This window comes from Burkholderia sp. BCC1644 (genome assembly GCF_902833225.1).
In the GTDB taxonomy this organism is placed as follows: Bacteria; Pseudomonadota; Gammaproteobacteria; order Burkholderiales; family Burkholderiaceae; genus Burkholderia.
The window spans coordinates 65,916-80,631 of sequence record NZ_CADFEI010000016.1; the positions used below are offsets into that span (position 1 = coordinate 65,916).

The following is a 14,716-nucleotide window of genomic DNA, read 5'->3' on the forward strand; positions in this document are numbered from 1 at the left end:
CTGCCCGCCGCCTCCCCCTGCCACGCGGTCTCCGCCGCGCAAAACGCGCAAACGTTACGCCGCGACGGCGCGCACCATCGCAGCGCAGCGCCCGTTGCCGCGCATCACAGGCACGCGCGTTGCGTCGGCGCATCTCGGTAGTCGACGCCCTTGGCAGCCCGCTGCGGAGGACTACACTAATCCTTAATGGGGTGCGGCCGGAGCCCGCACTTTCAGGGAGACGCCGCCATGAATCGGCCGCTAAATCGTATCCTGCCGCGCGTGACCGGACTCGCATCGGTCTGGACGTGGATCAAGTGGTCCTTGCTCGCCGCGCTGCTGATCGCGGTGGCCATCGTTGCGCGGCTCGTGCAGACCGAGATCGAAACGTCGCGGCTGCAGGCGCACTACCTGTCCGAGCTCACCCGCGACGTCGGCTACACGATCGAGACGGGCCCGAGCGATCACATCCGCTTCCCCGCGAACGGCCCGTACGACCAGCGCCTTGGTTACGCGATGCTGCCGGCATTCCAGGAGCGGCTGCTCGCGCGCGGCTTCGTCATCGGCAACCAGGCGCGCGATTCGCAGCGGATGCTGTCGCTCGGCGATCGCGGGTTGTTCCTCCCTTATGAAGAGAAGGACCAGGCCGGCCTGATGCTGTTCGATTCGACCGGCGCGCCGCTGTTCGCGACCGTGTTCCCGCAGCGCGTGTACGCCGACTTCGACACGGTGCCGCGCGTGGTCGCCGATTCGCTGCTGTTCATCGAGGATCGCTACCTGCTCGACGCGAACGAGCCGAACCGCAACCCGGCGATCGACTGGGGGCGTTTCAGCCGCGCACTCGCCGACCAGGCGCTGCACGTCGTCAACCGTCACCAGGCGCGCCCGGGCGGCAGCACGCTCGCGACGCAGATCGAGAAGTTCCGCCATTCGCCCGAAGGCCGCACCGCGACGCCGCCCGAAAAGCTGCGGCAGATCGCGTCCGCGTCGGTGCGCGCGTACCTGAACGGCCCGCAGACGATGCTCGCGCGCCGCACGATCGTCGTGCGCTACCTGAACTCGGTGCCGCTCGCCGCGCGGCCGCACGTCGGTGAAATCACCGGCATCGGCGACGGTCTCGCCGCGTGGTACGGCCGCGACTTCAACGACGTGAACCGGATCCTGTCCGCGCCGACGACGGGCGACAATGTCGACGAACAGGGCAAGACGTTCCGCGAGGTGCTGTCGCTGATCATCGCGCAGCGCGCACCGTCGTACTTCCTCAACCGCGGTTATCCGGCGCTGGAGAAGCTGACCGACAGCTACCTGCGGCTGCTGTCGACCGGCGGCGTGATCTCGCCCGCGCTGCGCGATGCCGCGCTCGCCGCGCAGATCGAACGCAGCGCGCCGCCGGCCGCCGCGCACGTGCAGTCGTTCGTGTCGCGCAAGGCCGTGACGTCCGCGCGCGCGTCGCTGCTGTCGGCGCTCGGCATCGGCGACCTGTACCAGCTCGACCAGCTCGACCTGCAGGCGACGAGTACGCTCGACAACGGCGTGCAGCAGGCCGTCGCCGAACGGCTCGCACGGGCGTCGACACGCGACGGCGCGCAGGCCGCCGGCCTGTACGGTTTCGAGATGCTCGCGCCGAAGGACGACCCGTCGCACCTCACGTACAGCTTCACGCTGTACGAGCACCGCAACGGCGCGAACATGCTGCGCGTGCAGACCGACAGCGTGAACGAGCCGTTCGACGTGAACCGCGGCGGCCGCATCAACCTCGGCTCGACCGCGAAACTGCGCACGCTGATCACGTACCTGCAGATCGTGTCGGACCTGCATGCGCGTTACGCGAACCTGTCGAACGCGGAGCTTGCGCGCGTGAAGCCCGACCCGATCGACGGGCTGTCGCACTGGGCGCTCGACTACCTGTCGCATACGCGCGACCGCTCGCTGCAGGCGATGCTCGACGCGGCCGTCGAACGCAAGTACTCGGCAAGCCCCGACGTGTTCTACACGGGCGGCGGCGCGCAGGTGTTCTCGAACTTCGAGAAGTCGGACAACGGCCGCATCCTGACGCTGCACGCGGCGTTCGAGCACTCGGTCAACCTCGTGTTCGTGCGGCTGATGCGCGACATCGTCCACTACGAGACGCTGCAGGCGGCCGGCCCGTCGTCGTCGTGGCTCGGGGACCCCGAGCAGCGCCAGCGTTACCTGCAGCAGTTCGTAGACGGCGAAAGCCAAGTCTACGTGAAGCGCTACTACACACGCTATGCGGGCAAGGCGCCCGACGACGCACTCGCGCTGATGCTGCGCGACGTGCGCAAGTCGCCGCCGAAGATCGCGACGGTGCTGCGCAGCGTCGCGCCGAACGAATCGCTTGCATGGTTCGATGCGCAGATGCGCGCGCAACTGAAGGGGACGCCTGCCGCGACGCTGTCCGACGACGATCTCGCCGCGCTCTACGCGAAATACGCGATCGACCGCTTCAACCTCAATGACCGCGGCTATATCGCGAGCGTGCATCCGCTCGCACTGTGGACGCTCAACTACCTGCGCGCGCACCCGGCCGCATCGCTCGCCGAGGTCCAGCGCGACAGCCACGATGCGCGTTTCTACACGTACTCGTGGCTGTACAAGACGCGCTACCACGCGACGCAGGACCGGCGCATCCGTCGCATGGTCGAGCTGCGCGCGTACGCGGAGATCACGAAGTCGTGGCGCGCGCTCGGCTACCCGTTCGCGGAAGTCACACCGTCGTACGCGGCCGCGATCGGCGCATCGGGCGACCAGCCCGACGCGCTCGCGAAACTGATCGGCCTGATCGCGAACGGCGGCCAGAAGGCGCCGACCGAGACGATCACGCGGCTCGACTTCGCGAAGGGCACGCCGTACGAAACGCGCTTCGTGCGCGCGGCCGCGCAACCGCAGCCGATGCTGTCGCCGGAGATCGTCAACGTGGCGCACACGCTGCTGCGCGACGTCGTGCTCAACGGCACCGCGCGCCGCCTCGCGGGCGGCCTCACGCTGCCCGACGGCAAGACGCTCGACGTGTACGGCAAGACGGGGACGGGCGACCAGCGCTTCAACGTCTATGCGCGCGGCGCGCGGCTGATCGAGTCGCGCAAGGTCAACCGCAGCGGCACGTTCGTGTTCGTGATCGGCAACCGGTTCTTCGGGGTCCTGACCGCAACCGCGCACGAGCCGTACGCGGCGCGCTACGACTTCACGAGCGCGATGGCCGTACAGCTGCTGAAGTCGATGGCGCCCGCGCTCGCTCCGCTGATCGAACGCCCGGCCGACGCCGGCACGCGCACGGCGGGCCCGGCGCCGCAAGCGGAAACGCCTGCGCCGGACACGGCGTCGGCACAACCTTCCTGACCGCGGCGCGACCGTTCGCGCCGCCGTGCGCCGCTCAGTGCGAGCGGCCGTCGTAATGCGTGACGGGCAGCGCGTCGAGGTCGACATCCTCGAGACAGCGAACGTTGATCGCCGCCATCGCGGTGCCGTCCGGATGCATGCCCTCGCCGAACGCGTGAATCCCGCAGCGCTTGCAGAAGCGATGCTTGATCACGTGCTTGTTGAACAGGTAGGTCGCGAGATGTTCTTCGGGTGTCAGCAGCTTCATGTGGTCGCGCGGCACGAACCACATCAGTGCGCCCTTGCGCTGGCAGATCGAGCAGTTGCAGGCCATCACGCCCTGCAGGTCGCCTTCCGCCTCGAACTTCACGTCTCCGCAGTGACAGCTTCCGCGATAAAGCATGGTCGTCTCCCGGTGCGGCCCGTGCGCGTCGACGGTATCCGGGCAGACACCGTTGGCCGGGCCGATCCAAACGCGTACAGTAGCGCTCGCACGCGCCGCACGCAACGTCCGGCGGCGCCCGTCCCGACCTGTCCAACCAAGGAAAACCGTCATGCTCGAACTGCGCCCCGGCTGCGAATGCTGCGACAAGGACCTGCCGCCCGATTCGGCGGAGGCGCGCATCTGTACGTTCGAATGCACGTTCTGCACGACCTGCGCCGACGACGTGCTGAAGGGCCGCTGCCCGAACTGCGGCGGCGACCTGGTCGCGCGCCCGCGGCGGCCGGCGAGCCTGCTCGCGAAGTACCCGCCATCGACGGATCGCATCGTCAAGCCGGGCGGCTGCGCGAGCGCCTGACGGCACCCCGCGGTCCGCGCCTTTCCGTCACGACATCTCGATCCGCGCGCGCGTCACCGCGAGCAGCGTCGCCATCGCGCGGCGCGCGCCATCCTCGTCGCGCACGCGAATCGCATCGCTGACGGCCACGTGCTCGGCGAGCGATGCGTTGTAGACGTCGGCCCGGCGCGCGTTCAGATGCAGCTGCGCCTCGAGCGTGCGGTCGATCAGCGCGCCGAGCGGCACCAGCAGCTCGTTGCCGCCGGCCTCGAGCACGCTCAGGTGAAAGCGCAGGTCGGCGCGCACCCATTCGTCGACGTTGCGCGCGGCGGCCATCGCACGCGCCGCGCCGTCGATCGCGGCGCACGCTTCCAGCGTATGCGTGCGCGCGGCCAGCGCGGCCGCGTACGGCTCGATCATCTCGCGCATCTCCTGCAGCTTCAGCGCAAACGCGAGCGGCGGCGCGACGCGCGCATACCAGTCGAGCAGGTCGGCGTCGAGCAGGTTCCACGCGCGGCGCGGCCGCACGCGCGTGCCGACCTTCGGCCGCGATTCGACGAGCCCCTTCGACGTCAGCGTACGCAGCGCCTCGCGCATCACCGTGCGGCTGACGCCGTACATCTCCATCAGGTCGGGCTCCCGCGGCAGCAGCGATTCGGGCGGATAGTCGCCGCGCAGGATCGCCGTCGCCAGCCGGAAGGCCGTCTGTCCATGCAGGTCGCGTTGAATGATCGTTCTCCGTTGATCCGGCAGGCCGGCTGCCCACTATCTGCACAATAATGCTATTAATACTATTTTTTATCGGGCTACGCTAGGATAACCGTGAAAGCACGCGACCGTGCGCCGCGCCCGAGCGGCCGCGCCGGTCAACCATGGAGACTCGCGTCATGAAAATCACCCGCCTCGAAACCTTCGTCGTCCCGCCGCGCTGGCTGTTCCTCAAGATCGAAACCGACGAGGGCATCGTCGGCTGGGGCGAGCCGGTCGTCGAAGGCCGCGCGCATACGGTCGAGGCCGCCGTGCAGGAGCTGGCCGACTACCTCGTCGGCCGCGACCCGCTACTGATCGAAGACCACTGGCAGGTGATGTACCGCGCGGGCTTCTATCGCGGCGGCCCGATCATGATGAGCGCGATCGCCGGCGTCGACCAGGCGCTGTGGGACATCTTGGGCAAGCATCACGGCGTGCCCGTGCACGCGCTGCTGGGCGGCCAGGTGCGCGATCGCATCAAGGTGTATTCGTGGATCGGCGGCGACCGGCCGAGCGACGTCGCGAACAATGCGCGCGCGGTCGTCGAGCGCGGCTTCAAGGCCGTGAAGATGAACGGCTCCGAGGAGCTGCAGATCGTCGATACCTACGACAAGGTCGAGCAGGTGATCGCGAACGTCTCGGCCGTGCGCGATGCAGTCGGCCCGCACGTCGGGATCGGCGTCGACTTCCACGGCCGCGTGCACAAGCCGATGGCGAAGGTGCTCGCGAAGGAACTCGACCCGTACAAGCTGATGTTCATCGAGGAGCCGGTGCTGTCGGAGAACGCCGAGGCGCTGCGCGACATCGTCAACCAGACCAACACGCCGATCGCGCTCGGCGAGCGGCTGTACTCGCGCTGGGACTTCAAGCACATCCTCGCGGGCGGCTACGTCGACATCATCCAGCCCGACGCGTCGCACGCGGGCGGCATCACCGAGTGCCGCAAGATCGCGACGCTCGCGGAAAGCTACGACGTCGCGCTCGCGCTGCACTGCCCGCTCGGCCCGATCGCGCTCGCCGCGTGCCTGCAGCTCGACGCGGTCAGCTACAACGCGTTCATCCAGGAACAGAGCCTCGGCATCCACTACAACCAGGGCAACGACCTGCTCGACTACCTGCGCAACCCCGAGGTGTTCCGCTACGAGGACGGCTTCGTCGCGATCCCGCAGGGCCCGGGGCTCGGCATCGACGTGAACGAGGAGAAGGTGCGCGAGATGGCGAAGACGGGCCACCGCTGGCGCAACCCGGTGTGGCGCCACGCGGACGGCAGCGTCGCCGAATGGTGATGAAGGCGTGAGATGAGCCGGAATGCGCGACGATCACGCCGCGCACCGGCTTCGATACGGCCGCCCGACAGGCGGCCGTTTTTGCTTCTGCGATCCGCGAGGCTCGACAGCGGGCTTCGCTATCCTGCCCCGCACGGCACCCCCGGTCAGCCGAGCGCCGCGAACCCCGGCACGCTGAACGACAGCACGGCGGCCGCGACGAACACGCCGATCATCGTCATCCCTTCGAGATGCAGGATGTTGCGGAACGTATGCGCGTCCTCCGTCGACGCGGTGCGGCGCAGGCGCGGCAGCGCCGAGAAGCGGTTCAGGCCGCCGAGCACGAGCGCGAGCGCGACGAGCAGCAGCTTCAGCAACAGCACGCGCCCCCACGTGCTGCCGTCGAGCGGCGCGAGCGAACCGCCGAGCCCGCGGATCGCGTTGAGCGCGCCCGTGCCGAGCACGAACACGACCGCGATGATCGACGTGCGCGACAGGTGCTGGCCGACGCGGATCAGCGCGCCGCGCGCGACCGACGAACCGAGCGCCGGCAGCACCGCGAGCCCGCCCGCGAGCACGAGACCGCCCCACACGGCCGTCGCGAGCAGGTGCAGCGTCTGTACGCCAACCGCCGCGGACAGCGCGCCCGTATCGGCCGCGTGGCCGAGCGAGGCCTTGCCGGCCGCGACCACGATCACCGCGAGCCACAGCACCGCGTGCGCGACCGGGCCATCCGGTTTCGCGAGCGCGACGATCGCGAGCACGACGGCGCCGGCGAACGCGACGCTCCATGCGAAGCCCGTGTGCGTCTGCATCAGCATGGTCGGAATCGCGGCGAATGCGCCGCCGAGCCCCGCGCCGCTCATCGTCGCGGCCTCGTAGACGAGCCAGCCGAGATCCGCGAGCACGAGCGCCAGCGCCGCCGCGACCAGCGAATGTTGCGCGCGCAGCCACGCCGGATGCGACGGCGCGATGACCGGCCGTGCGCCGTCCTTGCCGAGCCACGCCTTGAGCAATGCCGAGCCGACCGCCATCGCGAACGCGGCGTCCATCAGCGCCGCGAGCGCGACCTGACCGATCCACAAGCTGTCGAACTTCATCGCGCACACCCTCCCGAAAGCGACGGGCCGGCAGGGCGGCGGCAATGGGACGGACGGCGTGAGGCAGGCAACGGCACGGTAGAAAACGTCATCGATGAATCCGGAAACGGGAGAAATGACTGGACCAGCGGCGGAGGCGGCGCCGCGCGACCCGCGAGTGTACGGTCTTCGATGGGGAAAACGCACGCCGGTTCACACAGCGGCGCCGCAATGCGCGTCAAATTGTCGCAAGTCGCGAACAGACAGGAACCGATGTCCTTTTGCCAAATAGCCGTCATTACCCATCGATGATAGAATGCCGCGTCGCAGCAGCCCGGCTGTCCTGCCGTCCATGCGCCGAGCCGATCGTAGCCCGGACAAGGTCCCCGACGAATAAACATGGAGTCTCGTGTGTCTTCAAGACGCCTCTTCCGTCCGCTGCTCGCCGTTCTGATGATCGGCGGCGCGGGCCTTATGAGCGCTGCCCAAGCGCAGACCAAGCCCACGGAGCAAGCGCACGCCCAGCAGGCGCCGCTCAAGGCACCCGATACCATGGCCGAGCGCGTGCGCGGCTGTACCGCATGCCACGGCGTCCACGGCCAGGGCACGGACAACGATTATTTCCCGCGTCTTGCCGGCAAGCCGGCCGAGTACCTGTACAACCAGCTCGTCAACTTCCGTGACGGCCGGCGCAAGTACCCGCCGATGAACTACCTGCTGACGTACCTGAACGACGACTACCTGCGCGAAATCGCCGAGCACTTCTCGGCCGAACGTCCGCCGTATCCGACGCCGGCGAAGTCGACGCTGCCGGCCGCGACGCTCGCACGCGGCAAGCAGCTCGTCACGCAGGGCGATCCGTCCCGCAAGCTGCCGGCCTGCGTGGCCTGCCACGGCGCAGGGTTGACCGGCATGCAGCCGGCGATCCCGGGCCTCGTCGGCCTGCACGCCGATTACCTGAGCGCGCAGCTCGGCGCCTGGCGCTCGGGCAACCGCCACGCGAAGGCACCGGATTGCATGCACGACATCGCATCGAAGCTTTCCGACGAAGACGTGACGGCCGTGACCGCCTGGCTCGCCGCGCAACCGGCGCCCGCCAACCCCGTGCCGGCCCCGGCGCGTTCGATGAAGACTCCGCTCGCCTGCGGCAGCGAACCGCAATAAGGCAAGGGAGACAGACACAATGAAACGCAAGTCCCTGTTTGCACTCTCGGCCGCCGCGATCGTCGCGGCCGCCGCCCTCGTCCCCGTCCTGTGGCCGGGCAACGACACGCTGCACGGCGCTTCCGCCGTCGCGGCCACGCCGGCCGACCAGGCCGCGCTGATCAAGAAGGGCGAATACCTCGCGCGCGTCGGCGACTGTATCGCGTGCCACACCGTGCGCGGCGGCAAGTCGTTCGCGGGCGGCCTGCCGATGGCGACGCCGTTCGGCACGATGTACACGCCGAACATCACGCCGGACGACCAGAACGGTATCGGCAAGTGGACGTCGGACGACTTCTACCGCGCGATGCACACGGGTCGCTCGAAGGACGGCAGCCTGCTCTACCCGGGCTTCCCGTTCGCGAGCTACACGAAGGTCACGCGCTCGGATTCGGACGCGATCTACGCATACCTGCGCTCGGTCGCACCGGTGTCGGTGCCGAGCCGTCCGCACGAACTGAAGTTCCCGTTCAACAACCGCAACCTGCTGATCGGCTGGCGCACGCTGTTCTTCAAGGAAGGCGAGTACAAGCCGGATCCGACGAAGTCGGTCGAATGGAACCGCGGTGCGTACCTCGTCGAAGGCCTCGGCCACTGCTCGATGTGCCACACGTCGATCAACATGATGGGCGGCCCGGTGAGCTCGTCGGCGTTCGCCGGCGGCCTGATCCCGCTGCAGAACTGGTATGCGCCGTCGCTGACGAACGACAAGGAACTCGGCCTCGGCGACTGGCACGTGCAGGAGCTGTCCGACCTGCTGCAGGCCGGCGTGTCGCACAAGGGCGCCGTGTTCGGCCCGATGGCGGACGTGGTCCACAACAGCCTGCAGTACATGACCGACGAAGATACGCGCGCGATGTCGACGTACCTGAAGTCGATCCCGCAGAAGGCTGAAGCGCCGAAGAACATGCAGTACGAGCCGTCGAAGCAATTCGGCAACGCGCTGTTCGACCAGGGCAAGAAGATCTACGCGGACAACTGCGCGACCTGCCACGCCGAAACCGGCGCCGGCAAGCCGCCTGCTTATCCGCCGCTCGCGGGCAACCACTCGATCATGATGGAATCGGCCGTCAACCCGATCCGCATGGTGCTGAATGGCGGCTATCCGCCGAGCACGTTCAAGAACCCGCGTCCGTACGGCATGCCGCCGTTCGCGCAGTCGCTCTCGAACCAGGAAGTCGCAGCAGTAGTAACGTACATCCGGATGTCGTGGGGCAACAACGGTACGCCGATCTCGCCACAACAGGTGAGTGACCTGCGTTCCGCGCCGCTTGACTAAATAACGCGTGACGCAAACGGGGCGCGGCTGCGGGAAACCGCAGCCGCGCCCCTTTGCTTTTTGCGACGCCAGTCCCCGCGCGGGCCGCGCGAGGTGTCGCCGATCATAAAACTCAAGAGTGGTATCTATGTCTTTCGAATCTCTCGGCCTGGCCGAACCGCTGGTCAAGGCGGTCAACGAGCTCGGCTACACGTCGCCGACTCCGATCCAGCAGCAGGCAATCCCTGCCGTCCTCGGCGGCGGCGACCTGCTCGCCGGCGCGCAAACGGGCACCGGCAAGACCGCCGGCTTCACGCTGCCGATCCTGCAACGCCTGCACACGTTCTACGCGGACAACCGCGGCGCGAAGCGCGCGGTGCGCGCACTGATCCTCACGCCGACGCGCGAACTCGCCGCGCAGGTCGAGGAAAGCGTCCGTGCGTACAGCAAGTACCTGAAGCTGCGCTCGACCGTGATGTTCGGCGGCGTCAGCATCAATCCGCAGATCGACGCGCTCAAGCGCGGCGTCGACATCGTTGTCGCGACGCCGGGCCGCCTGCTCGACCACATGCAGCAGAAGACCATCGACCTGTCGGATCTCGACATCCTCGTGCTCGACGAAGCCGACCGGATGCTGGACATGGGCTTCATCCACGACATCAAGCGCGTGCTCGCGAAGCTGCCGCCGCAACGTCAGAACCTGCTGTTCTCGGCCACCTTCTCCGATGAAATCAAGGCGCTCGCGGACAGCCTGCTCGACTCGCCCGCGCTGATCGAGGTCGCACGCCGCAACACGACCGCCGAAAGCGTCGCGCAGAAGATCCACCCGGTCGACCGCGATCGCAAGCGCGAGCTGCTCACGCACCTGATCCGCGAACACAACTGGTTCCAGGTGCTGGTGTTCACGCGTACCAAGCACGGCGCGAACCGGCTCGCCGAACAGCTGACGAAGGACGGCATCAGCGCGATGGCGATCCACGGCAACAAGAGCCAGTCGGCCCGCACGCGCGCGCTGGCCGAGTTCAAGAACAGCACGCTGCAGGTGCTCGTCGCGACCGATATCGCCGCGCGCGGGATCGACATCGACCAGCTGCCGCACGTCGTCAACTTCGACCTGCCGAACGTGCCCGAGGATTACGTGCACCGGATCGGCCGCACGGGCCGCGCGGGCGCGACCGGCGAAGCCGTGTCGCTCGTGTGCGTCGACGAGAAGCTGCTGCTGCGCGACATCGAGCGGCTGATCAAGCGCGAGATTCCGCAGGAAGTCATCGCGGGCTTCGAACCCGATCCGCACGCGAAGCCGGAGCCGATCCAGCAGCGCCGCGGCCAGCAGCAGCCGCGCGGCGGTAGCGGTGGTGGCGGCAGCGGCAATCGCCAGCCGCGTGCAGGCGGCTCAGGCCAGCCGGCCGCGAAACGCGACGGCAGCCCGCAACCGAAAGCCGCGCAACAGAAGGCCGCGAAGCCGCGCGCGCAAGGCGGTGCCGGCGCCGGCGCCGGCGGCAATAGCGGCGGACGTCCGGCGGGCGGCGGCAACGGCGCACGCCCGGCGAACGGCAATGCCGCGCACGCGAACCGCAATCGTTCGTCGCGCAGCGGCCAGCGCGGTCACTGAAGCCGCGCGGCTGCGTGCCGCAGGTGCTCGACCTGGCGTTGCCAGCGTGCGAGCACCGCGGCACGATCCCCTTCCAGCGTGAACGTGACACCTGTCGCGAGACGCGCATAGCCGACCCGCTGCGCATCGCCGTGCGCGATCGTCGCAGCGAATCCGGCGAGGCCGCCGAAGTCTCCTTCGAGCGGCGTCATCTTCAATTGCGCCTGAAAGAACGCGCCGTCGGCGACGAGCGTCAACGCGGCCGTGCGCCGTTGCGTGATCGCGCGCGCCGCCCGCGACTGCGGCCATAGCGCGACCAGCAGCGTGCGCGCATCGTGCGCGTAGATCTCGCCGACGCCGAGCAGCGTCGTGCGCAACTGTCCGTCGTCGGTCGCGACGATCAGCGATGCGGCGAGATCGGCATGGCGCTCAAGCGCGCTGCCGTCGAACAGCGCGACGACGGCCGGCGGCCACGCGTCGAACGTCCATTGTTCGAGTGCGTGGCGATGGGTATCGGTCATGATGGCGTGGCCCTGGTGCGGATCGGATGAGGATGCGCCAGCTTACGCGCGACGGGCCGGGCCGACGCGATCAGCGCAGGAAAACGTGCCGCGTGATCTTCGTGAGCGGATAGTGGACGCCCGGCTGGATCTTCGCGGGCAGGTCGAGCGGCTTGAGCAGCATCTTCACGCACATGTCGGCCGACAGGTTGCGCCGCACGAGCGAATTGATGCGCGCCGCGCGCTCGCGGTTGTATTGATTGTCGCCGATGCGATCGGGATAGCGGATCGCGAACACGTGGCGCAGCGCGATCTCGGAATCCTCGTTCTTGATTTCCATCACGCGACGCATCAACGCGCCGAGCACTGCGAGCCGGCCGTTGCCCTCGACCTGGTTGTACTTCTTGAAGAACTTGAAGAAGTGCTTGTAGTGACGCACTTCGTCCGTGCGGATGTTGTCGGTGATTTCCTTCAGCACGGGCTCGTCCGAGCATTCGTTGATCGCGCGATAGAGCGTGGCCGTGCCCGTCTCGACGACGCAGCGCGCGACCATTTCGAGCGCGCGGGTCTTCTCGAACGCCTCGACCGAGCAGGTCTTCGAATACTCGGCGAAGAAATTCGCGAACGCGGTATCCCAGTCGAACTCGGGCCACACGTGCGCGATGTACGCCTTCAGCGCGCGGCCATGCTGCAATTCTTCGTGCTCCCATGCATTGTTGAGCCATGCGGAGACTTCCGGATCGTCATTGAAGAATGTGCTCAGATTGCTCGTGTAGAGATCCGAGCCGCTTTCGATGAACGACGACGCGCACAGCAACAGCAACAGATCCTCGTTCGCGGCGGCACGCTGACGATCGATCCGGTTCAGGTCGATGTCCTCGATACGCCACGGCATGACATGCGTCGTTTTAGTGTCCATGGTGGTGCGCTCCCAGTCGTCGCGCGGGGGCCGGCCCGTGCCTCCGGCACAGGCGCCAGCCTTCCCGCAGGCGGCGTTTTACGTCGTTTATAGTGAATTGGTCCGGCCGAACCATGCAGGCATCTTAGCCGGACTTTGATGTTCGTGCTCCAGAGCACTGACCATAGCCGACAAGCGCAGTTCCACGGCGTCTGTTGCCGTTCGTTAGACGAGTCCTTCAAACCGCTTGCGCCCGTTCGATGGTATGGGCGCGTCAAACGAAACGGGCGGCCATCCGGCCGCCCGTCGAACCTGCAAAACGGAAGCGATCCGTCAGAAACCGGCCGCGAGGCCATCCCGCCGGCTGTCGCTCGCGGCCACGTAGCCGCGCTCGCGATCGTCGCGGTCGAGACGCCAGATGAACTGCCCCGAGCCGAAATCCATGTAAGGATCGTCGATCGACTTGATCGTATGGCCACGTGCGGCCAGCGCGTCGACGGTCGCGCGATTCATCGTCGATTCGACGTCGAGCGTGAAGTCGCGATTGACCTTCCAGCGCGGCGCATCGCACGCGGCCTGCGGCTGCTGCCCATGGCCGAGCATCCGCACGACGGTCTGCAGGTGGCCTTGCGGCTGCATGTCGCCGCCCATCACGCCGAAGCTCATCACGGCCTCGGTGCGGCCGTCGACCTCCTCGGTGACGAACGCCGGGATGATCGTGTGGAACGGCCGCTTGCCGCCCGCGACGGCGTTCGGCGAGGCCGGATCCATCGAGAAGCCGTGCCCGCGGTTCTGCAGCGCGATGCCGGCACCCGGCACGACGAGCCCCGAGCCGAAGCCCATGTAGTTCGACTGGATGAAGCTCACCATCATCCCGCGCTCGTCGGCGGCCGACAGGTAGATCGTGCCGCCCGAATGCGGCCGGCCCGCGCCGAAGTGCGTCGCGCGCGCCGGGTCGATCAGCTTCGCGCGTTCGGCGAGATACGCATCGTCGAGCATCTGCTCCGGCGTGACTTCCATCGCGCGCGGATCGGCGACGTAACGATAGACGTCGGCGAACGCGAGCTTCATCGCCTCGATCTGCAGATGCTGCGAGTCGACCGAATCGAGCGGCCATTCGGTCACGCCCGCATGCTCGGCGATCCCGAGCGCGATCAGCGCGGCGATGCCCTGCCCGTTCGGCGGGATCTCGTGAATCGTGTGGCGGCCGAAGCGCTTGCCGATCGGCTCGACCCATTCGGGCCGGTACGCACGCAGGTCGGCTTCGGTCATCGCGCCGCCGCCTTCGCGCGAGAACGCGGCGATGCGCTCGGCGAGCGCACCTTCGTAGAACGCACGGGCACCCTCCTTCGCGAGCGTGCGCAGCGTCTGCGCATGACCGGGCAGGCACACGCGCTCGCCGACGAGCGGCGCACGGCCGCGCGGCATGAAGGTGTCCGCGAAGCCCGGCAAGCCCTGCAGTTCGGGCACGGCCGCCGCCCACTTGTGCGCGACGATCGGCGGCACCGCATAGCCGCGCTCCGCGATCTCGATCGCCGGCTCGAGCAGATCCGCGAACGGCAGCGAACCGAACTTCGCATGCAGCGCCTCCCAGCCCGCGATCACGCCCGGCACGGTGACGGTGTCCCAGCCGCGCGTCGGCTTGTTCGCGATGCCGCGCGCATCCTCGCCGTGACGCTTGCGGAAGTAGTCGACGCTCCATGCGGCCGGCGCAACGCCCGACGCATTCAGCCCGGACAACCGCTCGCCGTCCCACACGAGCGCGAACGCGTCGCCGCCGAGCCCGCACGACACAGGTTCGACGACGGTGATCGCGGCCGCGGCGGCCAGCGCCGCGTCGACCGCGTTGCCGCCCTTCCACAGCATCCGCAGCCCGGCCTGCGCGGCCAGCGGGTGCGACGTCGACACGACGTTGCGCGCGAACACCGGAATGCGGGCCGTCGGATACGGGTTGTGCCAGTTGAAGCCAGTCATCGATGCCACCTCGTCGAAAGCTGAAATGAACACGCCCGCGTGCGCGGGCAATCCGTCATTGCAGCGCGATCGGCGGAATCGCACAAATTCATTTGTCACATGAA

General features: G+C 67.9%; 12 protein-coding genes. 6 read left to right on the forward strand and 6 right to left on the reverse strand.

Annotation, left to right across the window (positions count from 1 at the left end):
- The first annotated feature begins 228 nt into the window (after window positions 1–228).
- On the forward strand, window positions 229–3,336 hold the full coding sequence (locus HWX87_RS27720) for a transglycosylase domain-containing protein (protein ID WP_176050265.1): 3,108 nt from the start codon (window positions 229–231) through the stop codon (window positions 3,334–3,336).
- A gap of 34 nt (window positions 3,337–3,370) precedes the next feature.
- Here HWX87_RS27720 and HWX87_RS27725 read toward each other — a convergent pair whose 3' ends face one another.
- On the reverse strand, window positions 3,371–3,718 hold the full coding sequence (locus tag HWX87_RS27725) for a GFA family protein (protein ID WP_176050266.1): 348 nt from the start codon (window positions 3,716–3,718) through the stop codon (window positions 3,371–3,373).
- Window positions 3,719–3,869: 151 nt separating this feature from the next.
- On the opposite strand from HWX87_RS27725, the gene HWX87_RS27730 reads away from it, so the two are divergent.
- Window positions 3,870–4,115 carry a DUF1272 domain-containing protein gene (locus HWX87_RS27730; RefSeq protein ID WP_176050267.1) on the forward strand — a complete coding sequence of 82 codons (246 nt, stop codon included), beginning with the start codon at window positions 3,870–3,872 and terminating at the stop codon, window positions 4,113–4,115.
- A gap of 27 nt (window positions 4,116–4,142) precedes the next feature.
- On the opposite strand, the gene HWX87_RS27735 is transcribed toward HWX87_RS27730, so the two are convergent.
- Window positions 4,143–4,847, reverse strand: a complete 705-nt coding sequence (locus tag HWX87_RS27735; RefSeq protein ID WP_176050357.1) for a FadR/GntR family transcriptional regulator — start codon at window positions 4,845–4,847, stop codon at window positions 4,143–4,145.
- Window positions 4,848–4,981: 134 nt separating this feature from the next.
- Here HWX87_RS27735 and dgoD point away from each other — a divergent pair, with 134 nt between their 5' ends.
- The gene (gene dgoD / locus HWX87_RS27740) at window positions 4,982–6,130 is read left to right on the forward strand and encodes a galactonate dehydratase (protein ID WP_176050268.1); all 1,149 of its coding nucleotides are present in this window, start codon (window positions 4,982–4,984) and stop codon (window positions 6,128–6,130) included.
- A gap of 146 nt (window positions 6,131–6,276) precedes the next feature.
- Here dgoD and HWX87_RS27745 read toward each other — a convergent pair whose 3' ends face one another.
- A complete protein-coding gene (locus tag HWX87_RS27745) occupies window positions 6,277–7,209 on the reverse strand; it encodes a CopD family protein (protein WP_176050269.1) in 933 nt (310 codons plus the stop codon).
- A gap of 378 nt (window positions 7,210–7,587) precedes the next feature.
- On the opposite strand from HWX87_RS27745, the gene HWX87_RS27750 reads away from it, so the two are divergent.
- The 3 genes from HWX87_RS27750 (at window position 7,588) to HWX87_RS27760 (ending at window position 11,261) form a co-directional block, all read left to right on the forward strand.
- Entirely contained in the window at window positions 7,588–8,352 is a 765-nt protein-coding gene (locus tag HWX87_RS27750; RefSeq protein WP_176050270.1) for a c-type cytochrome, read from the forward strand.
- Window positions 8,353–8,371: 19 nt separating this feature from the next.
- Window positions 8,372–9,670 (forward strand): cytochrome c, encoded by a 1,299-nt coding sequence (locus HWX87_RS27755; protein ID WP_176050271.1) that lies wholly within the window; start codon window positions 8,372–8,374, stop codon window positions 9,668–9,670.
- 127 nt (window positions 9,671–9,797) lie between these two features.
- A complete protein-coding gene (locus HWX87_RS27760) occupies window positions 9,798–11,261 on the forward strand; it encodes a DEAD/DEAH box helicase (protein ID WP_176050272.1) in 1,464 nt (487 codons plus the stop codon).
- Here the strand turns inward: HWX87_RS27760 and HWX87_RS27765 are convergent.
- The 3 genes from HWX87_RS27765 to HWX87_RS27775 form a co-directional block, all read right to left on the reverse strand.
- A complete protein-coding gene (locus HWX87_RS27765; RefSeq protein ID WP_176050273.1) occupies window positions 11,255–11,761 on the reverse strand; it encodes a hypothetical protein in 507 nt (168 codons plus the stop codon). The genes HWX87_RS27760 and HWX87_RS27765 overlap by 7 nt on opposite strands.
- A gap of 70 nt (window positions 11,762–11,831) precedes the next feature.
- Window positions 11,832–12,659, reverse strand: a complete 828-nt coding sequence (locus HWX87_RS27770) for a ferritin-like domain-containing protein (RefSeq protein ID WP_059233270.1) — start codon at window positions 12,657–12,659, stop codon at window positions 11,832–11,834.
- A gap of 312 nt (window positions 12,660–12,971) precedes the next feature.
- Entirely contained in the window at window positions 12,972–14,612 is a 1,641-nt protein-coding gene (locus HWX87_RS27775; protein WP_176050274.1) for a gamma-glutamyltransferase family protein, read from the reverse strand.
- Between the last annotated feature and the right edge of the window lie 104 nt (window positions 14,613–14,716).

Coding starts and splice junctions, on each gene's coding strand:
- HWX87_RS27720 (WP_176050265.1), top strand. CDS start 229: ATGAATCGGCCGCTAAATCGTATCCTGCCGCGCGTGACCGGACTCGCA.
- HWX87_RS27725 (WP_176050266.1), bottom strand. CDS start 3,718: ATGCTTTATCGCGGAAGCTGTCACTGCGGAGACGTGAAGTTCGAGGCG.
- HWX87_RS27730 (WP_176050267.1), top strand. CDS start 3,870: ATGCTCGAACTGCGCCCCGGCTGCGAATGCTGCGACAAGGACCTGCCG.
- dgoD (WP_176050268.1), top strand. CDS start 4,982: ATGAAAATCACCCGCCTCGAAACCTTCGTCGTCCCGCCGCGCTGGCTG.
- HWX87_RS27745 (WP_176050269.1), bottom strand. CDS start 7,209: ATGAAGTTCGACAGCTTGTGGATCGGTCAGGTCGCGCTCGCGGCGCTG.
- HWX87_RS27750 (WP_176050270.1), top strand. CDS start 7,588: ATGGAGTCTCGTGTGTCTTCAAGACGCCTCTTCCGTCCGCTGCTCGCC.
- HWX87_RS27755 (WP_176050271.1), top strand. CDS start 8,372: ATGAAACGCAAGTCCCTGTTTGCACTCTCGGCCGCCGCGATCGTCGCG.
- HWX87_RS27760 (WP_176050272.1), top strand. CDS start 9,798: ATGTCTTTCGAATCTCTCGGCCTGGCCGAACCGCTGGTCAAGGCGGTC.
- HWX87_RS27765 (WP_176050273.1), bottom strand. CDS start 11,761: ATGACCGATACCCATCGCCACGCACTCGAACAATGGACGTTCGACGCG.
- HWX87_RS27770 (WP_059233270.1), bottom strand. CDS start 12,659: ATGGACACTAAAACGACGCATGTCATGCCGTGGCGTATCGAGGACATC.
- HWX87_RS27775 (WP_176050274.1), bottom strand. CDS start 14,612: ATGACTGGCTTCAACTGGCACAACCCGTATCCGACGGCCCGCATTCCG.